At 69.5% G+C, this 25,418-nt stretch carries 26 protein-coding genes and 2 pseudogenes; 11 read left to right on the top strand and 17 right to left on the bottom strand.

All coding sequences use genetic code 11. The annotated features are described in order from the left end of the window. Window positions 1-16 precede the first annotated feature (16 nt). The 3 genes from ACFXC1_RS44295 to ACFXC1_RS44285 all read right to left on the bottom strand — a co-directional run bounded on the left by ACFXC1_RS44295 (window position 17) and on the right by ACFXC1_RS44285 (window position 3,343). A complete protein-coding gene (locus ACFXC1_RS44295) occupies window positions 17-1,315 on the bottom strand; it encodes an acyl-CoA dehydrogenase family protein (RefSeq protein WP_381254250.1) in 1,299 nt (432 codons plus the stop codon). A gap of 121 nt (window positions 1,316-1,436) precedes the next feature. Beyond that, complete coding sequence (locus ACFXC1_RS44290; RefSeq protein ID WP_381254247.1) at window positions 1,437-2,012, bottom strand: flavin reductase family protein; 576 nt, start codon at window positions 2,010-2,012, stop codon at window positions 1,437-1,439. A 35-nt stretch (window positions 2,013-2,047) separates the two neighbouring features. After that, window positions 2,048-3,343, bottom strand: a complete 1,296-nt coding sequence (locus ACFXC1_RS44285; protein ID WP_381254245.1) for an acyl-CoA dehydrogenase family protein — start codon at window positions 3,341-3,343, stop codon at window positions 2,048-2,050. Window positions 3,344-3,470: 127 nt separating this feature from the next. Between ACFXC1_RS44285 and ACFXC1_RS44280 the strand changes: the two genes are divergently transcribed. Then, window positions 3,471-4,172, top strand: a complete 702-nt coding sequence (locus ACFXC1_RS44280) for a TetR/AcrR family transcriptional regulator (protein WP_381254242.1) — start codon at window positions 3,471-3,473, stop codon at window positions 4,170-4,172. A gap of 109 nt (window positions 4,173-4,281) precedes the next feature. On the opposite strand, the gene ACFXC1_RS44275 is transcribed toward ACFXC1_RS44280, so the two are convergent. Then, entirely contained in the window at window positions 4,282-5,229 is a 948-nt protein-coding gene (locus ACFXC1_RS44275; protein ID WP_381254239.1) for a serine/threonine dehydratase, read from the bottom strand. Then, window positions 5,226-6,332 carry a carbon-nitrogen hydrolase family protein gene (locus tag ACFXC1_RS44270; protein ID WP_381254236.1) on the bottom strand — a complete coding sequence of 369 codons (1,107 nt, stop codon included), beginning with the start codon at window positions 6,330-6,332 and terminating at the stop codon, window positions 5,226-5,228. Before ACFXC1_RS44270 ends, ACFXC1_RS44275 begins: the two co-directional genes overlap by 4 nt. Window positions 6,333-6,412: 80 nt before the next feature. Between ACFXC1_RS44270 and ACFXC1_RS44265 the strand changes: the two genes are divergently transcribed. Continuing rightward, on the top strand, window positions 6,413-7,342 hold the full coding sequence (locus ACFXC1_RS44265) for a LysR family transcriptional regulator (protein ID WP_381254233.1): 930 nt from the start codon (window positions 6,413-6,415) through the stop codon (window positions 7,340-7,342). A 50-nt stretch (window positions 7,343-7,392) separates the two neighbouring features. Here ACFXC1_RS44265 and ACFXC1_RS44260 read toward each other — a convergent pair whose 3' ends face one another. Beyond that, a complete protein-coding gene (locus tag ACFXC1_RS44260; protein ID WP_381254230.1) occupies window positions 7,393-8,100 on the bottom strand; it encodes a GntR family transcriptional regulator in 708 nt (235 codons plus the stop codon). Window positions 8,101-8,200: 100 nt separating this feature from the next. Here ACFXC1_RS44260 and ACFXC1_RS44255 point away from each other — a divergent pair, with 100 nt between their 5' ends. Next, a complete protein-coding gene (locus tag ACFXC1_RS44255) occupies window positions 8,201-8,740 on the top strand; it encodes a YbhB/YbcL family Raf kinase inhibitor-like protein (RefSeq protein WP_381254227.1) in 540 nt (179 codons plus the stop codon). A gap of 124 nt (window positions 8,741-8,864) precedes the next feature. Here the strand turns inward: ACFXC1_RS44255 and ACFXC1_RS44250 are convergent, their stop codons facing one another. After that, window positions 8,865-9,371, bottom strand: coding sequence for a MarR family winged helix-turn-helix transcriptional regulator (locus tag ACFXC1_RS44250; RefSeq protein ID WP_381254225.1), 507 nt, complete (start codon window positions 9,369-9,371; stop codon window positions 8,865-8,867). Window positions 9,372-9,433: 62 nt separating this feature from the next. On the opposite strand from ACFXC1_RS44250, the gene ACFXC1_RS44245 reads away from it, so the two are divergent. After that, entirely contained in the window at window positions 9,434-10,345 is a 912-nt protein-coding gene (locus ACFXC1_RS44245; protein ID WP_381254223.1) for an alpha/beta fold hydrolase, read from the top strand. 114 nt (window positions 10,346-10,459) lie between these two features. On the opposite strand, the gene ACFXC1_RS44240 is transcribed toward ACFXC1_RS44245, so the two are convergent. Both ACFXC1_RS44240 and ACFXC1_RS44235 read right to left on the bottom strand, forming a co-directional pair. Beyond that, window positions 10,460-11,077 (bottom strand): NADPH-dependent FMN reductase, encoded by a 618-nt coding sequence (locus ACFXC1_RS44240; RefSeq protein ID WP_381254222.1) that lies wholly within the window; start codon window positions 11,075-11,077, stop codon window positions 10,460-10,462. Window positions 11,078-11,139: 62 nt separating this feature from the next. Next, entirely contained in the window at window positions 11,140-12,024 is an 885-nt protein-coding gene (locus ACFXC1_RS44235) for a nuclear transport factor 2 family protein (RefSeq protein ID WP_381254221.1), read from the bottom strand. Between the two features lie 140 nt (window positions 12,025-12,164). Between ACFXC1_RS44235 and ACFXC1_RS44230 the strand changes: the two genes are divergently transcribed. The 5 genes from ACFXC1_RS44230 (at window position 12,165) to ACFXC1_RS44210 (ending at window position 17,603) form a co-directional block, all read left to right on the top strand. After that, window positions 12,165-13,628 carry a benzaldehyde dehydrogenase gene (locus ACFXC1_RS44230; protein WP_381254219.1) on the top strand — a complete coding sequence of 488 codons (1,464 nt, stop codon included), beginning with the start codon at window positions 12,165-12,167 and terminating at the stop codon, window positions 13,626-13,628. 104 nt (window positions 13,629-13,732) lie between these two features. Then, window positions 13,733-15,244, top strand: a complete 1,512-nt coding sequence (locus tag ACFXC1_RS44225; protein WP_381254216.1) for a carotenoid oxygenase family protein — start codon at window positions 13,733-13,735, stop codon at window positions 15,242-15,244. A 43-nt stretch (window positions 15,245-15,287) separates the two neighbouring features. Then, on the top strand, window positions 15,288-15,782 hold the full coding sequence (locus tag ACFXC1_RS44220) for a VOC family protein (protein ID WP_381254213.1): 495 nt from the start codon (window positions 15,288-15,290) through the stop codon (window positions 15,780-15,782). Window positions 15,783-15,917: 135 nt separating this feature from the next. Continuing rightward, window positions 15,918-16,772 carry a fumarylacetoacetate hydrolase family protein gene (locus tag ACFXC1_RS44215; protein ID WP_381254211.1) on the top strand — a complete coding sequence of 285 codons (855 nt, stop codon included), beginning with the start codon at window positions 15,918-15,920 and terminating at the stop codon, window positions 16,770-16,772. A gap of 42 nt (window positions 16,773-16,814) precedes the next feature. Further along, window positions 16,815-17,603: an IclR family transcriptional regulator gene (locus ACFXC1_RS44210; RefSeq protein ID WP_381254208.1), complete on the top strand. Its 789-nt coding sequence runs from the start codon at window positions 16,815-16,817 to the stop codon at window positions 17,601-17,603. Between the two features lie 57 nt (window positions 17,604-17,660). Here the strand turns inward: ACFXC1_RS44210 and ACFXC1_RS44205 are convergent, their stop codons facing one another. The 8 genes and pseudogenes from ACFXC1_RS44205 to ACFXC1_RS44175 all read right to left on the bottom strand — a co-directional run bounded on the left by ACFXC1_RS44205 (window position 17,661) and on the right by ACFXC1_RS44175 (window position 24,113). After that, window positions 17,661-18,176, bottom strand: coding sequence for a sodium:solute symporter family transporter (locus ACFXC1_RS44205; protein WP_381254205.1), 516 nt, complete (start codon window positions 18,174-18,176; stop codon window positions 17,661-17,663). Between the two features lie 172 nt (window positions 18,177-18,348). Beyond that, window positions 18,349-18,639 (bottom strand): annotated as a pseudogene (locus ACFXC1_RS44200) (sodium:solute symporter family transporter); the annotation flags it as partial. Further along, entirely contained in the window at window positions 18,554-18,904 is a 351-nt protein-coding gene (locus tag ACFXC1_RS44195; RefSeq protein WP_381254202.1) for a hypothetical protein, read from the bottom strand. The gene ACFXC1_RS44195 and the pseudogene ACFXC1_RS44200, both read right to left, overlap by 86 nt. Before the next feature lie 7 nt (window positions 18,905-18,911). Next, window positions 18,912-19,109: pseudogene (locus tag ACFXC1_RS51250) on the bottom strand (MHYT domain-containing protein); the annotation flags it as partial. A gap of 189 nt (window positions 19,110-19,298) precedes the next feature. Beyond that, on the bottom strand, window positions 19,299-20,186 hold the full coding sequence (locus tag ACFXC1_RS44190; protein WP_381254199.1) for an intradiol ring-cleavage dioxygenase: 888 nt from the start codon (window positions 20,184-20,186) through the stop codon (window positions 19,299-19,301). Then, window positions 20,183-21,238, bottom strand: a complete 1,056-nt coding sequence (locus ACFXC1_RS44185; protein WP_381254196.1) for a maleylacetate reductase — start codon at window positions 21,236-21,238, stop codon at window positions 20,183-20,185. Before ACFXC1_RS44185 ends, ACFXC1_RS44190 begins: the two co-directional genes overlap by 4 nt. A 5-nt stretch (window positions 21,239-21,243) precedes the next feature. Beyond that, window positions 21,244-23,037 (bottom strand): FAD-dependent oxidoreductase, encoded by a 1,794-nt coding sequence (locus ACFXC1_RS44180; protein WP_381254193.1) that lies wholly within the window; start codon window positions 23,035-23,037, stop codon window positions 21,244-21,246. A 128-nt stretch (window positions 23,038-23,165) separates the two neighbouring features. Continuing rightward, a complete protein-coding gene (locus tag ACFXC1_RS44175; RefSeq protein WP_381254191.1) occupies window positions 23,166-24,113 on the bottom strand; it encodes a helix-turn-helix domain-containing protein in 948 nt (315 codons plus the stop codon). Window positions 24,114-24,279: 166 nt separating this feature from the next. Between ACFXC1_RS44175 and ACFXC1_RS44170 the strand changes: the two genes are divergently transcribed. Continuing rightward, entirely contained in the window at window positions 24,280-24,417 is a 138-nt protein-coding gene (locus ACFXC1_RS44170) for a hypothetical protein (protein WP_381254188.1), read from the top strand. Window positions 24,418-24,570: 153 nt separating this feature from the next. Further along, on the top strand, window positions 24,571-25,275 hold the full coding sequence (locus tag ACFXC1_RS44165) for a TetR/AcrR family transcriptional regulator (protein WP_381254185.1): 705 nt from the start codon (window positions 24,571-24,573) through the stop codon (window positions 25,273-25,275). Window positions 25,276-25,418: the final 143 nt, after the last annotated feature.

The following is a 25,418-nucleotide window of genomic DNA, read 5'->3' as shown; positions in this document are numbered from 1 at the left end:
GACAGCAGCCGTCGGCTCAACCCTTTGGGGAGGGCGGGGCGTCGGCGCCGCGCTGCGGCACCGCGGCGCCGACCATCGGGAACGGCTTGAGTCCGAGGAGGCGTCGGCCGTTCTGCTCGGCGAGCGGGTCGACGCGGATCGCTGCGTGCGAGGTGACCACGCGCGCGTCGCGGACGAAGCGCTGGATCGGATTCGACAGCGAGACGGTCGAGGAACCGAGCGTCTTCTGCAGCAGATTGATGGCGTCCTCGCACAGGTTCGCCGCGTACGCGAGCGCGAGGCTGATCTCCGACTCCTCGTCGTCGCCGAATTCGAGGCCCGCGTCGGTACGTGCGTCGACCTGGTCCGCATAACGTTCGATCGTCGAGCCGGCCAGGACGATCATCGCCTGCGCGCGCCCGGCGGCCACCTGCGCAGAAGCCATCTCGGCGACGCTCGGGTAGGGCAGGGTGAACGGCTTGCGCCTGATCGCCTGTTCGGTGAAACAGGACAGCGCGCCACGTGCCATGCCCAGCGTGATCGCGGTACTGCTGAGCGCCACCGTCATCAGGAGCGCCCGGCCGCTCTGCCGGAAGGCGGCGCCGCTGTAATGGTGTCGGATCTGGTCGAGCCTCGGCGGGAACTCGGCGAGGTCGAGGAAGCGGTGGTCCGGGACGAAGATGTCCTCGACAGCTCGCAGGCTGTTGCTGGACGTTCCGGAGAGCCCCATGACGTGCCAGTCGTCGAGGATCTCGAACTGCTCCCGTTCCAGCACCACCACGCCTCGGCCGGTGCCGCCGGCTTCCGCGGGGTCGAAGGCGACCCCGACCATCGCCCAGCGGGCGTGCTTGCAGCCGCTGCCGAACGCCCAGCGTCCGCTGACCATCCAGCCGTCGTCGACCTTGCGGGCGTCGCCGACGGTGGTCGCGAACACGGAGGCGCCGACGAGCGCGGGGCCCACCCAGCCCTCGACGTCCTTGCGGATCTCCTCGATCAGCTCGGGCTGGAGTCCGAGGAAGTTGCGCAGCCCGACACCGACGAAGGCACTCCAGGCGGCCGAGCCGTCCCCCTCACCGAGCGCCGCGACGACCTCGACCAGGTCCCGTGCGCCCAGAGCGGTGCCGCCCCATTCGACGGGCATCGTCATGCGGTAGACGCCCACCTCGTCCAGCGCCTGGAGCACGTCGGGGGTCAACGCCCCGATCCGTTCCCCTTCACGCGCCTGCGAACGGATGAGAGGGGCGAGGTCCCGGACCCAGTCACGAAGCTCACGTCCGGCGTCGGTCAACCACGGCGACTCGACGGCCCTGACCTCCGGGGCGATGTGCTTGGGCATCGGATCTCCTCATTGAGATTCAGCGACAACGACGAACTCATCAGCAGGGATGGGTGAGTTGACAGCGGTCTTGCTCCAGCGGGGGCAGCCAGTCGGCTCCGGCGGGGGGCAGCCGGCCGGCTCAGGCGGGAACGACCGACCTGTCGCTGTCCTGGAGCCGCCGGAAGCGGCTTCCGTGGAACACCAGGGGCTCGGCCGACGGCAGCGTCCAGAGTCGATCTATCTCCAGCAGGGCGATGGTGTGGTCGCCCGCGGGGAGTTCGGCCCGGAGCGTGCAGGTGTACCAGGTGACCGCCCCGGGAAGGACGACCGCTCCTTCTCCGGTCGACTCCCAGTGCACGTCGGCGAACCGGGTCTCCTCCGCACCTGCCAGCGCGCGGCACACCTCACCCTGCTGCTCGCCCAGCACGCTCAGGCCCAGCCACGGCAGCTGCTTGAGTTTGGGCCAGGTGCGCGACGAGGTCTGAAGGCACACCGAGACGAGCGGCGGGGCCAGCGATACGGACGTGAAGGAGCTGACCGCCATTCCGACAGGGCGGTCGTCCACCATTCCGCACACCGCGATCACCCCGCTCGGGAAATGGCCGAACGCTTCCCGCAGGGCCCGCGCGTCCGTGGGTGCCACGGGGGTGGGCCGCGGCTCGAGACCGAAGCCCACCCCCGTGGGCTCATGGGACCGGGGCTCATTGATCGACATGGTCATCAGTTCTTTCTTCCTGTGCGGCGGTCGGCTCAGCCCACTTGGGGCACGCCGCCTGCGAACATGGGAAACGGTTCGAGTCCAAGGAGTTGGCGGCCACTGAGTTCGGCCAACGGGTCGAAGCGGATGGCGCCGTGAGTGGCCAGCACGCGCACGTCACGCGCGAAGCGCTGGATCGGGTTCTTGAGGCTCACCGTGGAGGAACCGATGGCCAGTTGGAGCTTGTCGATGGCGTCCGCGCACAGCCGCACCGCGTAGACCAGGTCCATCGTGATCTCGGACTCCTCGGCGCCCGTGAACTCGATCCCGGCCAGGGCGCGGCGGTCCACCTCGTCGGCGTGACCGAAGATCGTCGCCTGCGCGGAGTTGACCATCGCTCGGGCCGTACCGGCTGCCACCTGGGTCGACGGCATGTCCGCCACCGTGGGGTAGGGCAGGTTGAACGGCTTGCGGACCTTCGCCTGCTCGACGAAGCAGTCCAGGGTGCCGCGGGCCATGCCGAGCGCGACGGCCACGTTGCTGAGGCAGGTGGTCAGCATGAGCGCGCGTGTGTCGTTGCGGAACCCGAGGCCGGCGTAGCGCTCCCGCACGCTGTCCATGACCGCGGGGAAGTCGGCCAGGTCGACGAAGCGGTGGTCGGGGACGAACGCCTCCTCCTGGGCGGTGATGCTGTTGCTGGAGGTGGCCTTCAGGCCCATGACCTTCCAGTCGTCCAGGATCGTGTACTGCTCGCGGCTCAGCAGGGCCATCCCCCGGTGCGGGCGGCCTTCCGCGTCCTCATAGGTGACGCCCACTGCCGCCCATGCCGCGTGCTTGCACCCGCTGCCGAACGCCCACTTGCCGGAAACCAGCCACCCGCCGTCAGCACGCCGTGCCGATCCCACGCTCGTGGAGAACACGGAGGCGCCGACGACCAGGGGGCCTATCCAGGTGTCGATCTCCTTGAAGACCTCGTCGACGGTCTGCTGCGGGAAGCCGAGGACGTTGCGGATGCCGCCGGCCACGAAGACCGTCCACGCGGCGGACCCGTCTCCTTCGCCGAGTGCCGTGATGATCTCCACGGTGTCTCGCGCGCCGAGGGCATAACCACCCAGTTCGCCGGGGAGGGCGATCTTGAAGACACCCGCTTCGTGTATCGCTCTGAGCGTCTCAGGAGGCAGGGCGCCGAGTTGCTCTCCTTCCTGCGCTTCCTCCCGCAGCAGAGCGGTGAGGGCACGCGTCCGGTCCCTGATCTGCCGCCCGCGGTCACTGAGGCGGGGAGAGGAGCACCGCTCCGCCGACGCGGTGACGTCGGCTCCGGAAACGACTGGAGAGGGTGGCTTGCTCATCGAGCGCCTTCCTTTCTTACTGAACTGCACCGTTCAGTTCAGTTGGACTGTACGGTAGAGTTCAGCAAAAGGTCAAGCGATGAGACGCGTATCGGCTCCCACAGGGCCGGATTCGGCAAGGAGTGAGATGGCTGAGCGGGAGCACCCCCAGGGCGCAGGCTCGAACGGGCGAAGCAAGCGGGCACCCATTCTCGACGCGGCCGTCGGGCTGTTCCTCGAACTCGGTTTCGATCAAACCTCGATGGACGCCGTGGCAGCGAAGGCCGGCGTCTCAAAAACCACCGTCTACGCCCACTTCGGCGACAAACTGGAGCTGTTCCGCGCGGTGATCGCCCGCGGCGGAGCCTCCCTCGACTTCGACCTGAACCAGACGATGCTCGCCTCCGTCGACGACCCGCAGGAGAGGCTGGCACGGATCGTCCTGAAGCTCCTCCAGGCCACGACGACCACCACCTACCTGGCCTTCATCCGCGTCCTGACCGTCGAAGCGGGCCGCCGCACCGAGCTGACCGAGACGATTCGCTCCCTCGGTGTGCCCCATGTCATCGATCTGGTGGCCGTGGCGCTCCGCGACGACGCACGACAGCGCGGCTACGTCCTTCCCGACCCGGAGGCATACGCGGGGCTGTTCGTGCGCATGACCGCGGCCGGACCGCAGATGGACGCGCTGCAGGATCCGGAGGCCGACCGCGACCCGGTCCACTTCGACGCGTACGCCCGATGGGCAACAGCGATCTTCTTGCAGGGCCTGCGTGCCGGCGGCCTTCCGAACGCCCCGGATTCCGCGAAGGGTCAGGTCTTCCCCCGGCTCTCACGGGCGACCGCCTGACCTATCGCCGTGGCGCGGCGGGCATGACCTTCCGCGCCACGGCGCCCTTGAGCACGCCTGTCGACGACCGCACGGCCGGGCCTGTGACGGTCGCCGCCCAAGCGATGCCCTACGCGGGTGCCGTGTTGGCCCCTGAGACGACGACGGTGGCCCCGTCCGGGAAGTGTTCGGGGTGAGTGAGCAGCGCCGCGAGGGCGGTGGCTCCGCCGGGTTCGGCGACGATGCGTAGCCGCTGCCAGAGGAGTGTGCGGGCGTCGGCGATGTCGTCGTCCTCGACGGTGAGGGTCTTCATGCCGCGCGAGAGGCCGACAGCGGTGGCGATGCGGCCCGCCCGACGGGCACCCAAGCTGTCCAACGCGATACCGCCGACCTCCACGTCCACAGGTCTTCCTGCCTCCAGCGCCGCGGTGAGCGAGGGCGCCGAGGACGGTTCGGCTGCGGTCACGCGGTTGCGTCCGTCCAGCGCCAGGGCGACCCCTGCGTACAGGCCTCCTCCACCGCACCCGACCAGCACGGGCTGTCCCTCCGGTATCTGCTCGGCGAGCTCCAGGCCGAGCGTGCCCTGCCCCGCCACCGTCTGCGGGTCGTCGTAGGCGTCGACGTGGAAGGCACCCTCGTGCCGGGCATGGTCCTGGCTGGCCGCCAGCGCGTCGGCGTAGAAGCCTTCGACCCGGCGCAGGCGTGCGCCGAAGGACTCGATGACGTCGGTCTTGGCCTTGGGTGAGAAGTCGGGCACGAACACGGTGGCGGGCACGCCCGCTGCGCGCGCCGCCCAGGCCACGGCCGCCCCGTGGTTGCCTCCCGACGCGCAGCACACGCCGGCGGTCGGGACGCCGCCTTCCGCGGCGCGCAGGAGGGCGAGGGCGTTGGATGCGCCGCGGACTTTGAAGGAGCCGGTGTGCTGGAGGAACTCCAGCTTCAGAATGACGGGGACGGGTACGCCCAGTTCCCCGGCCGCCACCCGTATCACCGGTGTACGGCGCACCACGTCGCGGATCCGTCCGGCCGCAGACGCGATGTCGTCCAGGGAGGGCATGCTGACGGGCTGTGCGTTCATGGGCGTTGTCCAAGGGAGCCGGGATGCCTCTGAGCGAGGAGGGACCTGTCGGTCGGGTCGTCAGGCGTGGCGCGCGGCGAGGTGAAGGGGGCGGGCAGGCCGACCCGGGGGGATTCGCTCGGACTGTCGTCGGTCTGTACGGCGCGGCGGACGGTGGTGTCCACGTGGAGGCGGAAGATGTCGGGCCGCGCGTAGTGGCCGACGGGGTCGAAGTCGTAGCGAGCGCGTGGGATCAGGGCCATGTCGAGGTCCGCGGTCAGCAAGGCCTCTTGATCCAGGACGGGGCCGGCCAGCACCTCGCCCAGCGGGCCGATGATGCTGCTGCCACCCCGGGAGACGAGGTGCTCCGGGTCGTCGCCGTACGGCGTGGGGTGATCGGCCGGGAAGTCCCTCGTGCGCAGGCACTGGTTCGCCGCCAGTACGAAGCATCGGCCTTCCATGGCGATGTGGCGCATGGTCGCGTGGTGGCTTTCCCTGCTGTCCGCCGTCGGCGCACAGTACAGCTCGATGCCTTGCGCGTACATGGCCATCCGCGTCGCGGGCATGAGGTTCTCCCAGCAGATCACGGCTCCGAGCCGGCCGAGCTTCGTGGGGTGCACCTCAAGGGTTGAGCCGTCGCCGAACCCCCAGATCATCCGCTCGGCGCCGGTGGGCATGAGCTTGCGACGCTTCCCGAGGAAGGCTCCGGTGTCGGAGAAGAACAGGACCGTGCAGTAGAGCGTGCCGTGTTCCCGTTCGACGACGCCGATGACCAGGTGCGCGCGAGCGTCGGCCGCCAGTTCGCCCAGGCGGTCCGTGACGGGTCCCGGCACCTCCACGGCGCCGTTCCAGTACCGGGCGAACTCCTCTCGTCCGGCAGGGGTCCGGTCGCCCACCACTCCCCCGAACGCCGATCCCTTGGGGTACCCGCCGACGAACGCCTCGGGGAACACCACGAGATCCAGGTTCCGCTCGGCCGCCTCAAGCAGCCACCGTTCCACCACACGCAGGGTGGCCACCGGATCGAACGGAACCGGGGCGGCCTGCACTACGCCGGCCCGAACGACTCCCGCCCGGCCGGGACCTGTGTCCGGGCCGCCGCACGTGCTGTTGTCACTGGTCATGCCTCCACGCTGCGCCGCTTTCACCCTGAAGCCAAGGACGAGGTTCTTCAACAATCCTGAAGCATCACTACATTGAGACGATGAACGAACGGCAGTTGCAGATCTTGCGGGAACTCGGCGAACTGGGCAGCGTCACCGCGACCGCCGAGGCGCTGCTGATGACTCCCTCGGCGATCTCCCAACAGCTACGGCTGCTGCAACGCTCGATCCCGGTCCCACTCACCGAGCGTGACGGACGGCGGTTGGTGCTCACCGATGCCGGGCAAGCCTTGGCCAGGGCGGCGATCGAGGTGGAGACGGCACTGGCCAGGGCGCGGCACACCATTGAGGAGTTCGTCGACCGGCCGGACGCGGATGTGTCGGTAGCGGCTTTCCACAGCGCCGCCGCCGCATTCTTCCCACTGCTGCTCGCCCAGGCCGGCCCTGGACGCCCACAGATCTCGCTCGCCGACGAGGACGTCGCGCAAGACCAATTCCCGCGACTGACCCGGGACTACGACCTCGTACTCGCCCACCGTCTCGGCCAAGCGCCGCCGTGGCCGACCACGGTCACCGCCAGCACCCTGCTGCGTGAACCGCTCGACATCGCGCTGCCGGCCGACCACCCCTTGGCCGCCAAGCGACGCCTCACCCCGCAAGACGTCGCGGATCAACCCTGGATCACCGTCGACGACGGCTTCCCGCTGATGGCCACCGTCGACGCCATCGCGACCGCCGCGAACCGGCGGCTCGACATCGTCCATCGCATCAACGACTTCGCGGTGGCCGCCGAGGTCGTGGCCGCCGGAGGCGGCCTCGCCCTGATGCCCCGCTGGACCGCACGCCCGCACCCCGCGGTGATCCTCAGACCGCTCAGTGGCGTGTCCACCCGACGCCATATCGATGTGCTCCACCGCCCCGAACGTGCCGCACGGCGAGCCGTACGGATGGTGCTCACAGAACTGCACCGTGCGGCCGCGACGATCCGGAGCCGAGACGTCGGCGGCCGGACGACTGCACCTGATCACTGACATCGAAGCTGTGGAAGTCGCCGACGCGAGTGAGGTGTCGGCGAGGCGCATCAGGCTTTCTTGGAGGGTTCGTCTTGGGTGCGGCCAGTCAGTACGGCCGCGGTCTGGGTGAGGTGCCGGGTCAGTACCTCGGCCGCCGTGTCGGCGTCGCGCGCGAGCACCGCCTCCTCCAGTCGGCGGTGCTCACCGACGGCGTCCCGGTCGGGGTTGTGGTGCGCCGACCAGCGACGAGTCAGCTCACTCGCGGTCCACATCCGGTCGAAGGTCTCCAGCAGAACGGGGTTGCCGCACCCCTCCAGCAGAGTGCGGTGGAAGACCCGGTGGGCTTCGGACCAAGTGCTGCTGTAGTACTCGCCCTCTCCCGGTTCGTAAACCGGGGTGCGGGCCAGACGGTGGTGGGCGGCTCGTACGCGTGCTTCCCAGTCGACGTCGCCGCGCTCGACGGACATGCGCAGCAGGACGGGTTCGATGGTCCGGCGCGCCTCAGTGATCTCCTGCCAGCGGCGGTCGGAGATGGTGGGAACGGCGAAGCCGCGGTTGGGCAGCCGGTCGGCGAGGCCCTCGCCGACCACCCGTACGAGCGCCTCGCGCACGACGGCCAGGCTCACGCCCTGTTCCTTGGCGAGGTCCTGCGGTTTGAGGGCGTCACCGGGGGCGTGGTCTCCACGCATGATCGCGTCCCGCAGGTGCGCGTAGACCTGCTCGGAGAGCATCTGCTTCCCCGGCTGCGAGGTCGAGGTCTGGGCCGTCTCGGTCATGCCCGCTAGCATAGACGATCCGATAGATAATCGATTATCAGTGTTATCGTCGATTCAGCGCTGACGGAACCCCAGCCGTGCCCCTGAAAGGAACGATGCGATGAGTGCCAACGACCCCTTTGCCCGCCTCCCCGAGGTGCCCTCCTTCACCGTCACCAGCACCACCGTCCCGGACGGTTCCGCCTGGTCGCCGGAGCAGTTCTCCGGCATCTTCGGTGTGCCCGGCGGGAAGGACGTCTCGCCGCAGCTGTCCTGGAGCGGCGCCCCGGAAGGCACCAAGAGCTACGCCGTCACCGTCTATGACCCCGACGCCCCCACCGGGTCCGGGTTCTGGCACTGGGCGGTCGCCGACATCCCCGCCACCGTCACCGATCTGCCCGAGGGCGCCGGCGACGACACCGGCTCGGGCCTGCCCCAGGGCGCCTTTCAGCTGCGGGGGGACGCCGGCGCCGCCCGCTTCATAGGCGCCGCCCCGCCGGCCGGGCACGGCCCGCACCGCTACTTCGTCGTGGTGCACGCCCTCGGCGTCGAGTCCATCGACGTCACGGCCGACGCCACACCGGCCGTCCTCGGCTTCACCATGGCCGGACACATACTCGGCCGCGCGGTCCTGACCGCCACCGCCGAGACCCCCGCCTGAGGATCGCCATGGGTCGACTCATCGACACCACGGCGATGGTCGGCAACGGCGTGGGGACCGCCGAACTCTCCCCGACCTGACGGGACCTCGTCGAGGGTGAGTGCGTTCTGAGCACCGAATGCACTCACCAGCCGGTCCCAGGATCACTCGACGAGCCGGGTTGAAAATCATCCACGAGCCGTGCGGCGGGTTCACCGCTCGACAGCCGACTCGCCGCAAACCGGGCCAGGTGGCCCTCAAGAGCTTCGAGTTGCCCAGGGTCCATCTGAGCCGCCCAGCGCTCGCGCACGTCGTCGAAGAGCGAGGCGCCCAGCGTCATCATGTCGTGACCGCGGTCGGTGACCCGCAGCCGCTTGAGGCGACCATCGACCGGGTCGGGCTCCCGCTCGACGTATCCGAGCTTCTCCAGTGACGTGATCGTCTTGGCGGCACCCTGCTTGGAGACCGAGAGCCGGCGGCCGAGTTCCGAGGCGGTGTCCGCTCCCCCGTCGATGGCGCGCAGGGCGAACTCATGCCCTGCGCGCACGCCGGGGTGCCCGCGGTGCGCCAACTCGCCGTGCACGTCGTCCACCATCGCCTGGAAGCCGCCGAGAAGAAGCAGCGCGAGTTCAGCGCCCGGTGAACGTGCCATGCGGCGAAGCATACGAGAAGCGAAGGTCGACAACATGGTTGTCGACCTGTAGGTTGACAACCATGTTGTCGATCGAGTCCGGGAGAACGATGAACCCCGCTACCGGCGGCGCCACCATCCCTGGCGTCGAACACCACCAGGTCAGCCTGAACGGGACCGAACTGCACTACATATCGGCCGGGACCGCCGGCTCTCCCGTCATGCTGATCCACGGCTTCCCCGAGACCTGGTGGGTCTTCCGCAAACTGATCCCCCTGCTCAGCAAGCACCACCGCGTATTCGCCCCCGACCTTCGCGGCTTCGGCGACTCCGCCCCCGCGACCGCAGCCCACGACAGTGCGACCGCGGCCCGGGACCTGAGTGAGCTGATCGCGCGGCTCGACGCGGGCCCTGTCCACCTCACGGGCCAGGACATCAGCGGCCCCACCACGTTCCGCGTCGCCGCCACGCGCCCCGACCTGGTGCGAAGCTATACGGCGATCGAGACCGGGCTGCCCGGGTTCGGTGTCGAAAAGCTCGCGGACGTCACCTCCGGCGGTGCCTGGCACATCGGCGTGCTCGCCGCTCCGGGCATCCCCGAGTTGCTGCTCGCCGGACGGGAACGGGCATTCCTCGCGCAATACGCGATCCCGTCGCTCTGCGCGACCCCCAACGCGTTCACCGACGACGACATCGACGAACTCGCCCACTCCTACGCGCGGCCCGAGGGGTTCAACGGCGCGGCCGGGCTGTATCGATCGATGCTCCGTGAGGGCGCCGAAATCCGCCGACTGTCATCCCGGAAACTCACCACACCCGTGCTCGCCGTGGGCGGCAGATCGGGCGATTTCACCCCGACGACAATGCGCCAGGTCGCCGAGGACGTCAGCGTCCTCTCCCTCAAGAGGATCGGCCACTATGCGGCGATGGAAGCCCCCGACAGGCTCGCCGACGGCCTCCTGTCCTTCTACGGGAAGCTCGACAACGCGGGGTGACGCGGGCAGCACACATGGACGGGCTCGGCCACAGCGCCTCCAGCGGCCGGGTCGGATGTCACAGCACATTCAGCTGCCGCGCCCCCGACCCGGCGAACCTATGCGGTCACACCACTAAACACGCGCCACAGGAGCTCCCGGCGCCGGCGGCCCGGCGGGGGCCGGCGGCGGATTCAGGCGCAGGGGACGCAGCGCCTCGCTCCAGCGCAGCAGTTCGTCGAGCATCATCGTGGCCGCGGCGTCCATCGGCGCCTCGGACCGGAAGCCGCCCTCGCCCATGTGCTTGAAGACGAACGGTATGGCCACGGACTCGGGAACCGGCATCATCTTGAGCGCGGTCGCGACCTGCTTGAGCACCTGCACGGAACGCAGGCCGCCCGCGACACCCCCGTAACTGACAAAGCCCACGGGCTTGTAGAGCCACTCCCCGTACAGGAAGGAAAGGGCGTTCAGCAGCGCGGCGGGAGGGCCGGAGTTGTATTCGGGCGTGACGAACACGAAAGCGTCGGCCTCGTCCACCGTCGCGCTCCACCTGCGCGTGTGCTCGTGGGCGTACAGACCCGCCCGCGGATGACCGGGCTCGTCCAGGAGCGGCAGGCCGATCTCGGCGAGATCGACGAGTTCGACGTCGAAGCCCCCGTGCTCCTTCGCCGCCTGGGCCGCCCACTGGCCGATGGGTAGTCCCAGCCGGCCGGGACGGGTGCTTCCGACGACAACGTGCAACTTCGGCATGGTTGAGCCTTTCTGAGTATGTCCGTGTTCGAGGGGGAACAGGCCGAGGGGCCGACGACCGGTCAGGGCCGGCCGGCCGGCGGAGGGCCGGGAGGCTTGGGCGGGGCGGACTTGTTGATGCCGCTCCAGTGCTCGACGAGCTGTTGCCCGCGCACGCGGTAGGCGTCGTACACGTAGTACGGATAGAGCGCGCCGCTTCCGTCGGGTTCGGCCTGGGGAAGCAGTGCGGCGATGACGACGATGTCGCCCTCGGCGACGATCAGCGCCGGCGGGATGAGGGGCTCGTCGGGCGGCGGGAGGGGGCCGTTCGGGAATCGGCTGCGGACGAACTCCTCCAGTCCCGCCCGGCCGGGCGGGTAGTGGGACACGTGCTGGACGTAGTCGTCGGCGACGAACTCCTTGACCGCATCGGGGTTCTGGGCGTCGAAGACGCAGCGGTAGAAGTCCACGACCAGGCGCTTGTTGGCCTCGATGCACGTCGACGGGGACGACGACACGGTGGTCGTCCGCGTCGGCGTACCCGGTGCGGGGGGCCGCGGTGGGGCGATCTTGTTGAGGGACGGCCACCGCTCGGTGATCCGGCCGTCGCGGATCCGGTAGGTGGTGAACGCGTAGTGGTCGAAGGTGGTGCCGGGGGCGTCCGGGTCCGGTTGCGGCAGGTAGTCGCAGACGCAGACCAGGTCGTTCTCCCCGATGACGAACACCGGGTCCCGCGGCTCGGAGACATCGGCCACACCCTGGTCCGCCGTCGGTCCACGGCCGAACTCGCGGCGCAGGAGCTCGGCGTACGCCTGTGCTCCGTCTGGGGCGTCGCCACCGTGCTGGACCAGGTCCGGGGCAACGTAGTCGGTGACCGCGTCGGCGTTTCTCGCGCCGAAGACGTCGGCGAGGAACCGGCCGACCAGAAGCTTGTTGATGCGTGGCTGTTGCTCGAGTGATGTAGCCATACGAGCAACTAAACTGTACCGTACAGTTCATGTCAACCTGAGCCCCGACACTTTCCCCGCGAGCGAGAGTGTCCTATAAGTTGACTCATCTGTTCGGAAATACAGGACACCGGTAGGTGTCCTGCGGAGAAGGAGACCCCATGACTTTTCTGGATGCCGACGTCTGGCAGGAGCGGATCTTCTCGGGAGAATGGACCAAGGCGACCGGGGAGTTGTACGACTCCACCGAGCCGGCGACCGGCAAGACCCTGGGCCGAGTCGCCGCCGCCACGCCCTACGACCTGGAGCGCGCGGTGGAACGCGCCGTACAGGCCCAGCGCGACTGGGCGGCGCGGCCCTACATCGAGCGCGCCCAGGTGCTGCGGCGGGCGGCGCGCCTGTTCGAAGAGCACCACGCCGAGATCGCGGAATGGATCGTGCGGGAGTCCGGTGCCCTGAGGCCGTTCGCCGACTTCCAGACCTCCAACGGAGCGGCCGAGGAGTGCTACGAGGCCGCCGCCCTGGCGGCCGCTCCCTACGGAGAGGTGCTGCGGTCCATCGAGGACCGGCTGTCGTTGTCCCGGCGGCGCCCGGTGGGCGTGGTCGGAGTGATCTCCCCGTTCAACGCGCCGATGGTGCTGGCCATGCGCGCCGTCGCCCCGGCCCTGGCGCTGGGCAACGCCGTCGTGCTCAAGCCCGACCCCCGCACCGCCATCTGCGGCGGCGTCACCATCGCCCGCGTCTTCGAGGAAGCGGGCCTGCCCGCCGGCGTGCTGCACATGCTGCCCGGCGGCGCCGACGTCGGCGCCGCGCTGGTGGACAACCCGCGCGTGCCCGTCATCGCGTTCACCGGCTCCACGCGGGCCGGAAAGGCGATCGCCACCGCGGCGGCACAGCGGCTGAAGCGGGTCCACCTGGAGCTCGGCGGCAACTCGGCACTGATCGTCCTGGACGACGCGGACCTGGAGAAGGCCGTCTCGGCCGGCGCGTTCGGCTCGTTCCACCACGCCGGGCAGGTGTGCATGGCCTCCAGCCGGCACCTGGTGCACGCCTCGATCGCCGGTGAGTACGCCGAGCTGCTGGCCCAGCACGCGAACGCCGCCCCGGTCGGGGACCCGGCCACCGGGCAGGTCGCGTTGGGCCCGATGATCGACGACCGGCAGCTGCAGGCGGCCCACGCCATCGTCACCGACAGCGTGGCGACCGGTGCCCGGCTGGCGGCCGGCGGCACCTACGAGGGCCTGTTCTACCGGCCGACGGTGCTGGCCGACGTACCGCTGGAAGCCCGTGCCTTCACGGAGGAGATCTTCGGTCCGGTCGCCCCGGTCGTGCCCTTCCAGGATCTCGACGAAGCCGTCCGGCTTGCCACCGACACCGAGTACGGACTGTCGCTGGGCATCCTGACCCGGGACGTGGCCAAGGGCCTGGCGCTGGCCGACCGGATCCCCACCGGGCTGGTCCACATCAACGACCAGACCGTGAACGACGAGGCGACCGTCCCGTTCGGCGGTGTCGGCGAGTCCGGCAACGGCTCCCGTCACGGAGGGAGCGTCGCCAACCTCGAAGCCTTCACCGAACAGCAGTGGGTCACGGTCCGCGGCGAGATCCCCGACTACCCCTTCTGACCCCGCGCCGATCCTCCGTCCCGGCACCCCACCCCCGCTTCACCCGCACTTGGAGCATCCCGATGACACCTCCTCCGCGACCAGGCCCGTCCCTGCCCGATCCCATGACGATCGCGCCACGCGTCACCGCACAACCCCCGACCCCGCGGCTCGCCCAGGACGCAGCCGACTGGGCGCCCGGCAACAAGTTCCTGGAAGGCCCGTTCACTCCCTGGACGGAGGAGGACGCGGCCTTCGACCTGGAGGTGGACGGCCGGATCCCCGAGGACCTCGCCGGGGCGCTGTTCCGTATCTCCTCCAACCCCCGCTTCACACCGCGCGATCCCGACCGCTACCACTGGTGGGAGGGCGACGGCATGGTCTGCGGGATCTACCTGCGCGACGGGCGCGCCGCCTACCGCACCCGCTGGGTGATGACCGACTCCATGAAGTTCGAGGTCGAACAGGGCGAGGCGGTCTACAGCGGCTTCGCCAACGGCGGGAGTACGGCGCCGCTCCCCCAGGGCGCCCCGCCCGCGAAGAACGTCGCCAACACCAACGTCGGCATCTTCGACGACCACCTGCTGGTCTACTTCGAGGGCGGCCTGCCGTACTCGATGCACCCCGAAACCCTGGAGACGTACGGCACGCACGACTTCCACGGCGGCATCGACGTCCTGTGCACCGCCCACTACAAGATCGACCCCGACAGCGGCGACATGCTCTTCTTCGCCGCCACCGGGCCGACCATCACCTGGTACCGCGCGGACGTGAAGACCGGGCACGTCGTCGACAGCCACAGCTTCGACATCAAGGTGCCGGTGCTGATGCACGACTTCGCCGTCAGCGACAACTACGCGATCTTCTTCGTCACGCCGGCCCAGTTCCGCCTCGACCACATCATGCGGGGCGAGCCGGGCGTGGTCTGGGACGAGGCGTCACTGCCGCACGGCGTGCAGATCGTGCTCATGAACAGGCGGACACACGCCGTCAGTTGGCACGAAGTGGGCGGCCAGTGGGCCAACACCCACTTCTACAACGCCTACGAGGAGAACGGCCAGGTCGTCATCGACGGGCACCGCATCACCCGCCTGGGCACGCCGGCCGACCGGCTGGAGACTCCCGTGACGTCCCACTCCTGGTTCCCGCCGTCCCTCCCCCACCGCTGGCGCGTGGACCTGGCGACCGGCCGGGCGACGGAGGAGATGGTCGGCGGCGTCGCCGGGGAGTTCCCGAGGATCAACGACGCCTACACCGGCCGCCCGCACCGCTACGGATATTTCGTCACCACCCGCTACCTGGCCGACGACACCATGAGCGACGGTCTCGCCAAGCACGACCACCTGCGCGACTCCACCACGATCGTCGAGGGACCGGACCACCTCACCAGCCCCGGCGAGCCGGTCTTCGTCGCCCGCGAGAACGCCACCGCCGAGGACGACGGCTACCTGCTCACCCTGTGGTGGAACCGCGAGACAGGCCTGAGCGAACTCCTCGTCCACGATGCCGCCGACCTGCGACGCACCCCGCTGGCCCGGGTGAAGCTGCCCAGCCGCGTGCCCTTCGGCTTCCACGGCAACTGGGCCGACCAGACCACGCTCGACCAGGCCGTGGCCGCCCGCGGCGACGCTAACTGACCCGCCCGCCGTACCGCGTTCGACGTTTTGAAAGGAGACGTCCATGGCTATCACCGGCCTGGGACACACCGGTTTCTGGGTGGACGACCTGGAGACGATGCGTGACTTCTACACCCGTGTCATGGGGTTGACCGTGACCGACGAGGACACGGAGCTCGGCATCGTGTTCTTCTCCTCGCGCCCCGACGAGGAGCACCACGAGTTCGTGCTCCAGCGGGGCCGGACCGCACCGCCGGGGTCCAAGCTGACACACCAGGTGTCGTGGCGGGTCGACTCGCTGGAAACGATCATCGACTTCCACCACCGGTTCCGTGCCGAAGGCATCGACGTCCAGCAGGAGGTCACCCACGGAAACGCCATCGGGATCTACTTCTTCGATCCCGAGGGCAACCGCAACGAGGTCTACCTGCGGATCGACCGCGACGTACGTCAGCCGTTCCGCAAGACCATCGACCTCGACCAGGATCCCGCCGCCGTGCTCGCCGAGGCCGAACGCCTCCTCTCCGACGGTGGCGCCGCCTACCAGCCGGTTCAATGACGATGGCGTCCTCGGGACGCCGCGGACTCCGGGTTCCCGGTGCGCGGCCGCAGGTCCTCGTCGTCGGGGCCGGTCCCGTCGGACTCACCGCGGCGTGCCTTCTCGGCTTTCACCCCCTCCCCCAGGAGAACTGTCATGCGACTGAGCACCGTCCGTCTGCCCTCCCCCGACTCCGACGCGCCGTCCACTGCCGCCGCCCGGCATGACGGCGACGAACTGGTCCTGCTGCCGTACGAGGACATCGGCGCCCTGCTGGCGAGCGGAGAGGACTGGCACCGTCGCGCCGAAGTGGCCGACGGCAAGCGGATGCCACTGGACGGGGCGTCCTTCGCTCCCGTCGTCCCGCATCCCAACAAGATCGTGTGCCTCGGCCTGAACTACGCCACGCACATCAAGGAGATGGGCCGCCCCACACCCACTCACCCCACCCTCTTCGCCAAGTACGACGGCTCCCTGGTCGGTGCCCACGACGACGTCCACATGCCGTCCGTCAGCGACGACCTCGACTGGGAGGCGGAGCTCGGTGTCGTGATCGGACGCCGGGCCAGGCGCGTCACCCGGGACGACGCGCTCGCCTACGTGGGCGGCTACACCGTCGTCAACGACGTGACCGTACGGGACTGGCAGCACCGCACCCGGGAGTTCCTCTCCGGGAAGACGTTCGAGGCGACGACCCCGGTCGGTCCCGCGCTCGTGACTCCGGACGAACTCCCCCCGGGCGCTTCGGGGTTGACTGTCGGCTGCAGCGTGGACGGCCACACCATGCAGAAGTCCAACACGTCCGACCTGCTCTTCGACGTCGCCGCGATCATCGCCTACGTCAGCACCATCATCACGCTCGTGCCCGGTGATCTGATCGCCACCGGCACACCGGGCGGAGTGGGGGCGGGACGCGACCCCAAGGTCTTCCTGCGCCCCGGGCAGGAGCTGGTCACATTCGTCGAGGGTGTGGGCGAGCTGCGCAACACCGTCGTCAAGGACCGGTTGTGACCCGAGGCGGGCGGGAGACACCCGCACGGTAGGGTGTCCCCTATGTCAGGATCAGCGTCCCCCAGCTATCGCGAACGCAACTCCACGGCCGACCGGGCCCTGGACATCCTGATGATGTTCGACGACACCCATCTCGTCATCTCCGGCAGCGCCGTCGCCGAGCGCCTGGGGGTCGCCCGTTCGACCGCCTACCGATACCTGCAGTCCCTGGTGAGCAGCAGGTTCCTGGAGGAGGCGCCAGGCGGCGGCTTCCGGCTCGGGCTGCGCGTTCTGGAAATCGGCCGGCTGGCCCGGCGCAGCTACGGACTCTCCGACATCGCCCTTCCGGCAATGACCGAACTGTCCGAGGACGTGCGCGAGACGGTGCTGTTGACCCGGCGCTCCGGGGAACTGGTCGTCTGCGTCGACCGCGCCGAGGCCGCCGCACGGGCCGTACGCATCTCCTACGAGCGTGGCAGCACGCTCCCCCTCAACGCCGGCGCCTCCGCGCTCGTCCTGCTGGCCTGGATCCCGCAGGACGAGGCGCGCCGACTGCTGGAGACAGCCGAGTTGAGGCGATTCACATCGGCCACGCTCACCGACGTGGACACACTCATGGACCGGCTCGCGAACATCCGTCGCGCCGGGTACTCCGTCACCCGCGGCGAGTTGGACCCCGATGTGACGGGCGTGGCTGCGCCGATCCGGGACGCCGAGGAGAGGGTGGTCGCCGCCGTGAGCGTCGCCGCGCTCGCCTCCAGGGTGTTTCCCGAGGCGGAGGCGGAGCTGGCGCAGAAGGTGCTGGCCACGGCCCGGAGAATCACTGACCGTCTGACCGTCGTCGGAGGGTGAGAGCGGCACTCCGCGACGCTCTCCATCTCCGCTCGGGCGAGGTGACGGAGGTGCCCTTCAGGAAACAGGCTGCATGGGCGCTGCCTCCGAGTGACCGGCACTGCGACGGCGTCCCGCCACGCTGGAAGCCCATCCCAGGAAGAAGGTGCCGGGAACGGCGATGAGGGCCGGCCCGATCCGGTCGAGGCGCGTGAAGTCGACACCGGGGAAGAGCGCTGCGTGGATTCCGGAGAACGAGGGCGACATCATGTAGAGGAACACCGTGAGACCCGTCCCTCCGTACAGTGTCCACAGCAGCCCCGTGCGATTGTAACCCTTCCAGAAGAAGCTGTACAGAAGAGCCGGAGCCACGGCGGATGCGGCTGTCGCGGCACTGACGGCGCCCAGAAACACCGCAGAGTGGCCCTGCCACATCACTGCCGTCGCAATTCCAGCAGTGCCGAAGACGCTGGCGCGAGCCGCCAGTATCTCTTTCCCGGAATGCTCTTCGTCGTCTTTTCCGACGTTGCTGTAGATGTCCTTGGCCATCGCACCGGCCGCGGCGACCGTACTCCCACCGACGACGGCGAGCACACTGAGGGAAAACCGCGCAGGCGACCGCGGTGAACAGCGTGCGCCCACCGTCCAGACTGTGCGCCTGGAGCATCAGGGCGCCGTCTCCCTCTCCGTTCCCGGACGAGATCCTTCCTGTACCCACCAGGGCGGAAGCCCTCATGCCGACAATGACGATGGCCAAGGGCAGCAGGGCGATGAGAAACGTCGCGTACTTGACTGAGCGACGCGCGGTGGCGGGGTCTTTTGCACCGTGAATTCTGACCAGGACGTGCGGCATGCATGCGCTGCCGAGGATGAGGATGAATCGCTCCCCGAGCCAATTGAGATGCGCCGCTGTTCCTGTCCCGTTCATCGTGCCCGGGTTGAAATAGCTACCGGGCCTGGCACTGCCGGAGTCAGCCTGCGAAAGCAGAGACCCGAGGTTCCCGTGGACCTTGGCGACCGCCGCGAGAGCGGTCACCGCCATGGCCAGGAGAACCACGACTGCGGCGAGGACCTGGACGGCCGTGAGTCCCTTGATTCCGCTGAGCATCACACAGGTCACGCGGCGCGTGCGCCGCCCAGTCCACGTCGCCCTCGGCGTCCAGCATGTCGGGGTCGAACATGACGATGGTCGTGGCGACCAGGAGAACCACGAGCGGGCCGGCGAGCATGACCATGAGGAACCCCAGATTGCTCGTCGACTCGTCGATCGTGGTGTGGCCGTTGAGCCGGATGGTGAGGGCGGTCATGCCGATGTAGTGCATGCCGGTTCATGGCGGTGAAGTGCATGGCCCAGATACCGCAGCCGAATGATACGGAGCCCAGAGCCAGCCATCTGCCTCTGTGATGTGGGCGGCGCAGCGACCGTGTCGTACACCTCAGCCCGAGCGCCGACCCGACGGTGGCCATCAGGTAGGCGGCGATCGGCGTCACGACGCCGTAACTGAAGTTGGTGACGGTGCCCGTCATACGGTTCTCCTCCGTGCGGGAAGGCGGGATTGCCACGGGCGCGGCGGCCGGACGCCGCCGGGCCCGATCCCGGCCGCACGCGTTCGGGAGAGCCGTACCGGCCGGGGTGGAGGGCACTGCTGCCCAGGGGGCCGGGCGCACGCGCTCACCGCGTCGAGCGGCCCGACCCCCTCGGCCCGTGCCGAACGATCACGTACCGGCCGGGGCCAGCACGATGTCGAAGGAGACTCGTGACCATGAGTCGTCCACCGCGCGGCCGTCCGGCGTCGGGGAGCCGGGGGCCTGGCGCTCGAACTTCTTCACCAGGGACTCCTTGACCCCGAACACCGTGTCCGAGTCGAGCAGTTCGTCGCCGCTGACGAAGATGTGGGTGACCAGCGTGCGCTGCCCCGCGGCACTGACCATGAAGTGCAGATGCGAGGCCCGCATCGGGGATCGGCCGACGGCCGCGAGCATCTTCCCCACGGGACCGTCGTGGGGAATGGGGTACGGCGTCGGCGTGACGCCCCAGAACGAGTAGCGTCCCTCGGCGTCGGAGAAGAGATGGCCACGGGCCGCGGTCCGGCCGTCGTCGTGCTGGACGTCGTAGAGGCCCTCCGCGTCGGCCTCCCAGACCTCGATGCGCGCACCGGCGACCGGCGCGCCCTCGCTGTCGGAGACGGTGCCCTCGACCCAGCACGGTTCCCCGGACGCGACGCCGGAGATGGAGCCGCCGGGGCGGATCTCGGGGCTGTTCTCGACGAAGAACGGTCCGAAGACGGTCGCCTCGGTCGCGTCGCCGTACGCCTCGTTGTTGATGCCGATGGTCTGCATCGACAGTCCGAGTACGTCGGAGAGCAGGATGAATTCCTGCCGTTTGTCGTCCGTCATGTGTCCGGCGGCGGTCAGGAACTCGATGCCCTTGGTCCACTCCTCCTCGGTCAGACGGACCTCGCGGGCGAAGGCGTGCAGATGGTGCACGAGCGAGGTCATCAGCTGCTTGAGCCGCGGGTCGGAACAGCCGTCGAACGAACGGACGACGCGCTCGACCAGGTCCGCCTCGCGACGCTCCTGTTCGGCGGAGACGGTGTCGGTCATCGGGGCTCTGCTCCTTCCCAGGCCGCGTGCAGCAGCCCGGTGATGTTGTCGGCGGTCACGGGGGTCGGATTGCCCGGCGGCACAGCGGCGAGGATCGCCTCCGCGGCGGGGCCGATGCCGGATTCCGGCATGCCGTAGTCGCGAAGAGCCCGGGGCGCGTCGAGCCGGGTGCGCAGCCGGGCGAGCCCGCCGGTCGCCGACCCGGCGTCGAAGGCGGCGGCGATACGTCGCTCGGCGTCCGGTGCCGACGGCACGTTGAAGGCGAGTACGTGGGGCAGGACGACGGCATGGGTCTGGGCGTGCGGAAGGTCGAACATGCCGCCGAGCACGTGACAGATCTTGTGGTGCAGCCCCGAGCCCGCCGAGGCGAACGCCACCGCGGAGAGATAGGCGCCGTACAGGGCGTGTTCACGCCCGCCGAGGCCGCCCGGCTCGGAGACGACCAGCGGCAGTCCGACGTTCAGGGCCCGGATGCCCTCGCCGGCCAGTGCCCGGTCGATCGGGTCGGCCCGCGGCGCCCACATCGAATCGACGCAGTGGGCCAGGGCGTTGAGCCCGGACGCCACGCTCAGGTCGACCGGCAGGGTGAGCATGAGCGTCGCGTCGTACACGATCGTTCGCGGGAGCACCCGGGGGTCGGTGCCGGTGGTCTTGCGGGCGTGCTCGGTGAGTCCCCAGACGTTGGTGGCCTCCGAGCCCGCGTAGGTGGTCGGCACCGCCACGATGGGCAGACCGGTGGTGAGCGCCACGGCCTTGGCCAGGCCGGTCGTCGAGCCGCCGCCGATACAGACGAGGGCGTCGACGCGATGGGCCGCGGCCTGTTCTCTGGCCCGTTCGGCGACCTCGACCGGCACGTGCATGGCCACTTCGTGGTGCCAGTGCGCCACGGGCAACTGCGCGGCGATCCGGTGGGCCAGTTCGCGTTCGGACGCCGCGGCGATCACCATGACCCGGGCCGCGCCGAGCTCCTTGATCTCGTCCAGGAGGTTCTCCGCCGCCGAGGCCGAGGCGAACCGCACGCGCTGAGCGAGTGTGTCGTGGTCGAAGCGCATGCCCTTCACGCCTTCCCCAGGATCTGCCGCATCGCCGTCCGCAGAGCGCCCCCGGGGTCCTCGGGCATAGTCGTCGAGCGCCAGGCGATGTGCTTGTCGGGGCGCACCAGTACGACGCCGCTCTCGTCGACCTCGCGCAGCTTCGCCCAGTCGTAGTACAGGTCGGTGACCTCCTGGCCCGGCCCGATGACGACGGTCGCGAGGGGAATCCCGAACTCGTGCGCGACCTTGTCCGCCACCGAGGCCCACTCCTGGCCGGCGATGCCGGTGACGAGGGTGAACCGGTCGTACGGGGCGAGGTCCATCATCGCCTTCCGCTCCATGGTGTCGCCGACCCAGGCGTGCGGCAGATGCGCGCCGGGCACGGTGGACATCTCGTAGTACAGGTCGGGATCGCGGCTGGGCTCGGGCAGCGAGGATCCGTCGGAGACGACCGCGGCCGACTCGTAGTGCTGTCCGAGGTCCACCCCGTGGGCGTTGAACTCGTAGTTCTTCAGCTCCATCGCGTCGACCAGGGCGGCGCGCTTGGCCGCGCCCTCGGGCGTGTTCGCCTTCCGCTCCTCGATCGCCGCGACCATCTCGTCCTCGGTCGTGGCGTCGAGCAGTCCGAGCACCTCGAAGAACTGCACGAACTCACGGCTGGACCGGTTCGCCCGCCGGACGATGCGCTCGGCCACCGGCGCCCGCTCGGCCGAGTAGGTGTCGAGCAGACTCGGGGCGGCCTGGCCGCGCAGCACGAGAGCGAGCTTCCAGGCCAGGTTGTAGGAGTCCTGGATCGAGGTGTTGGAGCCCAGACCGTTGCTCGGCGGGTGCCGGTGGATCGCGTCCCCTGCACAGAAGACGCGGCCCTTCTGGAGGTGCTCGGCGTACATCTCGTTGTTGCCCCACAGGCTGGTGCCGGTGATCTCGACGTCGATGTCGGGCATGCCGAGCAGGTCGCGCACGATCTGCGTCGCGGAGGCCTCGTCGACGACGGGGGGCTCGTCGTTGATGTCGTAGCCCCAGACGATCAGCCACTCGTTCCACGGCCGCACCATGCGCACCAGGCCGGCCCCGATGCCTCCGACGTTCGCGCCCGGCTGGATCACCCAGTAGAGGACCGAGGGCCGGTGACCGACGTAGGCCTCGATGTCGGCCTTGAACGTGATGTTCATCGACCCGGCGATGTCCATCGCGCCCTCGTAGCGCAGGCCGATGTCCGCGGCGACCTTGGAGCGGGCACCGTCGGCGCCGATCAGGTACTTGGCCCGGATGGTGTACTCCGCCCCGGTCAGCCGGTCCCGGGCCAGGACGTCCACGCCGTCCGCGTCCTGCACGTGCGAGACGTACTCCGTGGAGAACCGCGTCTGGGTGCCTCGTACGGTCGCGTTCTTGACCAGGATCGGTTCGAGATAGGTCTGCGGGATGTCCACCACGAGGCAGGGCGACGCCAGCTGGTAGTCGGCTTCGCGGGCCGGGTGGGTCCCCCAGGTGTGGATGCGCCCGATCTCCTCGCCGGCGATCGACGTGCAGAACACGGTGTCGCCGACCAGGTGGTGGGGTGTGGAATCGGCGAGGACCTGGTCCTCGATGCCCATGTCCCGGAAGATCTCCATCGCCCGTTGGTTGGTGATGTGGGCCCTCGGGGTGTTCGCCGTCCACCGGTACTTCGTGATCACCATGTTGTCGACGCCCAGGGTCGACAGGAACAACGCCGCCGACGCGCCGGCCGGTCCTGAGCCGACGATGAGGACGTCGGTCTCGACCACCGATGACGCGGGCGGACGGGTCTCGGGTTGGCCATCGTCGAACACGGGCATGTGACACACCTTTCTTCGTCCCGGTCAGGGGCACCGGGCTGGTGCGTCGAGTGTCGGCGGTCACACCCCGGCGGCTCCAACGATCCGGGCCGAGATGGCGGAAATGAGGATGGCGCGCCGCGGATCGGTCAGACGGACCCGGCGCGAACCTCGCCCGCCGTGATGCCGAACCGCTCGTGGAAGGTGCGGGAGAAGTACGCGAGCGACGTGAAACCGCACCGCGCCGCCACGTCCGACGTGCGCAGGCCGCTCGCGGAGCCGGAGGTCAGCATGCTGTACGCCGTGTCCAGCCGGCGCGAGAGGATGTGTGCGGGCACGCTGGTGCCGGCGGCCGCGAACAGACGCGACAGATGCCGCTCGCTGATGCCGGTGGCGGACGCGATGTCGGCCGCGCGGAGCGTCGGGTCGGTGAAGTTCTCCTCGATGAACATCCGGGCCGCCGCCCTGTGTGCCACGGGCAGCCCGACATGGTCACGGGCGGCGAGCACCGACACGAGTTCGACGATCGCCTGCTCGTCGGCCGGCACCGGGCGGTCGCGGCGGACCGCCCGTCCCGCGAGCCGGGCCAGGGCCCGTCCGTGCGGGTTCTCGCCGACTCCCACGTCGACGACGACGGGGGTGGACAGGCTCGGCAGGCCGGTGAGCGCGGAGAACTCCGCACGGGGAACCTTCACGGCCAGCTCCTCCAGTCCGTGGCCGAACCCGCGGACAAAGGGGCGGTCGGCGTCGCAGACCAGGAGCTGCCCGGGCCGCAGCACGCGCCGGTGTCCGTTCTGCTCGAAGACCGCCTCGCCCGTGATCGCCATGTAGACGACGATCGCCCCGGTGGGTGTGGCCTCGACCAGCTCGGAGGAGCGCTCGACCACGTGGCGGGTGCCACGTACCCGGGCGAGATGGACCCGCTCGAGCTGGAGGTTCACCTCTGCGGCCGAAAACGACCCGGCGACCGGCGGCCGGCAGGCGAGCGCGATCAAGGACTCCGCGTTGTGCCGCTCCCAGAGCTCCACCTGACGGTCCGGCTCGATCTGCGCGGTGGCGAAGCGATCGGCTCGGGGAATCCTGACGGAGCCGATCAAGCTGCACCTGCCTGGCCTGATACCAACACCACCACAGTGTGCGTCCGCGGAACGTGTAGGCCAAGGGTCGAGACGCCGCCACCGGCTCCGCGCGCACCGGCCGCCCACCGACTCCTCGTCACCGGTCCCCCGCCGTGTCGCCTACCGCTGTTCGGCACTGCTCGACATGTGCTGCTCGATCACCGACGTCGCGACGTTCCAGATCGGTCCCGGGGGCGCCACCGTCCTGGAGACCTTCGGCATTCCGTACGACGGCCTCGCACACCGCCTCGGCGTCGCCCTGTCTCACCCGGACGGGACCTGAGAGCCTCCGGATCCGGAGCCGGCGGTCATCCTCACCACTCATAACTGTACTGCACCGTTCAGTACACTTGTACCGTACGGTAGGGTTCACCGAAAGGTCAAGTGATGAGACGCGTACCGGCTCCCACCAGGGCCGGATTCGGCAAGGAGTGAAATGGCTGAGCGGGAGCGCCCCCAGCGCGCGGGCACGAGTCGGCGGCAGAGCAAGCGGGAATCCATTCTCGACGCGGCCGTCGAGCTGTTCCTGGAACTCGGTTTCGATCAAACCTCGATGGACGCCGTGGCGGCGCAGGCCGGCGTCTCGAAGACCACCGTCTACGCGCACTTCGGCGACAAGCTGGAGCTGTTCCGGGCGGTGATCGCCCGCGGCGGAGCCTCCCTCGACCTCGATCTGGACCAGACGATGCTCGACTCCGTCGACGACCCCCAGGAGAGACTGGCACGCATCGCCCTGAAGCTCCTCCAGGCCACGACCGCCCCGAACTACCTGGCCTTCATCCGCGTTCTGACCGTCGAGGCGGCCCGCCGCCCCGAGCTGACCGAGACACTTCGGTCTCTCGGTGTGCCCCATGTCGTCGATCTGGTGGCCGTGGCGCTCCGCGAGGACGCACGGCAGCACGGCTACACCCTCTCCGACGCGGAGTCCTACGCCGGACTGTTCGTACGCATGACGGCGGCCGGACCGCAGATGGACGCGCTGCTGGATCTGGACGCCGACCGCGACCCGGCCCGCCTCGAGGCTTACGCCCGATGGACGACGGCCATCTTCCTGCGGGGCCTGAGCGCCGCCGACCGGCCGGATGTACCCGACTCCGCGATGAGCCAGGTCTTCCCCTGGATGTCGCGCGCGAACTCCTGATGCAGCCGCGGGGGGGGGGGGGGGGCCGCCCCCCCCCCCGCCCCCCCCCCCCCCGCCCCGGGGGGGCGCGCCCCCCCCCCCCCCCCCCCCCCCCCCCGCCGCGCGCCCACAACCCCCCCCCCCCCACCAGCCCACAGAAAGGG

This window comes from Streptomyces hokutonensis (genome assembly GCF_042751305.1).
GTDB classification, from domain to species: domain Bacteria; phylum Actinomycetota; class Actinomycetes; order Streptomycetales; family Streptomycetaceae; genus Streptomyces; species Streptomyces hokutonensis_A.
This window is presented reverse-complemented; position numbering and strand designations above follow the sequence as displayed.

Bases quoted from the DNA above. Each gene is read 5' to 3' on its own strand.
- ACFXC1_RS44295 (WP_381254250.1), bottom strand. From the start codon at position 1,315: ATGCCCAAGCACATCGCCCCGGAGGTCAGGGCCGTCGAGTCGCCGTGG.
- ACFXC1_RS44290 (WP_381254247.1), bottom strand. From the start codon at position 2,012: ATGTCGATCAATGAGCCCCGGTCCCATGAGCCCACGGGGGTGGGCTTC.
- ACFXC1_RS44285 (WP_381254245.1), bottom strand. From the start codon at position 3,343: ATGAGCAAGCCACCCTCTCCAGTCGTTTCCGGAGCCGACGTCACCGCG.
- ACFXC1_RS44280 (WP_381254242.1), top strand. From the start codon at position 3,471: ATGGCTGAGCGGGAGCACCCCCAGGGCGCAGGCTCGAACGGGCGAAGC.
- ACFXC1_RS44275 (WP_381254239.1), bottom strand. From the start codon at position 5,229: ATGAACGCACAGCCCGTCAGCATGCCCTCCCTGGACGACATCGCGTCT.
- ACFXC1_RS44270 (WP_381254236.1), bottom strand. From the start codon at position 6,332: ATGACCAGTGACAACAGCACGTGCGGCGGCCCGGACACAGGTCCCGGC.
- ACFXC1_RS44265 (WP_381254233.1), top strand. From the start codon at position 6,413: ATGAACGAACGGCAGTTGCAGATCTTGCGGGAACTCGGCGAACTGGGC.
- ACFXC1_RS44260 (WP_381254230.1), bottom strand. From the start codon at position 8,100: ATGACCGAGACGGCCCAGACCTCGACCTCGCAGCCGGGGAAGCAGATG.
- ACFXC1_RS44255 (WP_381254227.1), top strand. From the start codon at position 8,201: ATGAGTGCCAACGACCCCTTTGCCCGCCTCCCCGAGGTGCCCTCCTTC.
- ACFXC1_RS44250 (WP_381254225.1), bottom strand. From the start codon at position 9,371: ATGGCACGTTCACCGGGCGCTGAACTCGCGCTGCTTCTTCTCGGCGGC.
- ACFXC1_RS44245 (WP_381254223.1), top strand. From the start codon at position 9,434: ATGTTGTCGATCGAGTCCGGGAGAACGATGAACCCCGCTACCGGCGGC.
- ACFXC1_RS44240 (WP_381254222.1), bottom strand. From the start codon at position 11,077: ATGCCGAAGTTGCACGTTGTCGTCGGAAGCACCCGTCCCGGCCGGCTG.
- ACFXC1_RS44235 (WP_381254221.1), bottom strand. From the start codon at position 12,024: ATGGCTACATCACTCGAGCAACAGCCACGCATCAACAAGCTTCTGGTC.
- ACFXC1_RS44230 (WP_381254219.1), top strand. From the start codon at position 12,165: ATGACTTTTCTGGATGCCGACGTCTGGCAGGAGCGGATCTTCTCGGGA.
- ACFXC1_RS44225 (WP_381254216.1), top strand. From the start codon at position 13,733: ATGACGATCGCGCCACGCGTCACCGCACAACCCCCGACCCCGCGGCTC.
- ACFXC1_RS44220 (WP_381254213.1), top strand. From the start codon at position 15,288: ATGGCTATCACCGGCCTGGGACACACCGGTTTCTGGGTGGACGACCTG.
- ACFXC1_RS44215 (WP_381254211.1), top strand. From the start codon at position 15,918: ATGCGACTGAGCACCGTCCGTCTGCCCTCCCCCGACTCCGACGCGCCG.
- ACFXC1_RS44210 (WP_381254208.1), top strand. From the start codon at position 16,815: ATGTCAGGATCAGCGTCCCCCAGCTATCGCGAACGCAACTCCACGGCC.
- ACFXC1_RS44195 (WP_381254202.1), bottom strand. From the start codon at position 18,904: ATGCACTACATCGGCATGACCGCCCTCACCATCCGGCTCAACGGCCAC.
- ACFXC1_RS44190 (WP_381254199.1), bottom strand. From the start codon at position 20,186: ATGACCGACACCGTCTCCGCCGAACAGGAGCGTCGCGAGGCGGACCTG.
- ACFXC1_RS44185 (WP_381254196.1), bottom strand. From the start codon at position 21,238: ATGCGCTTCGACCACGACACACTCGCTCAGCGCGTGCGGTTCGCCTCG.
- ACFXC1_RS44180 (WP_381254193.1), bottom strand. From the start codon at position 23,037: ATGCCCGTGTTCGACGATGGCCAACCCGAGACCCGTCCGCCCGCGTCA.
- ACFXC1_RS44170 (WP_381254188.1), top strand. From the start codon at position 24,280: ATGTGCTGCTCGATCACCGACGTCGCGACGTTCCAGATCGGTCCCGGG.
- ACFXC1_RS44165 (WP_381254185.1), top strand. From the start codon at position 24,571: ATGGCTGAGCGGGAGCGCCCCCAGCGCGCGGGCACGAGTCGGCGGCAG.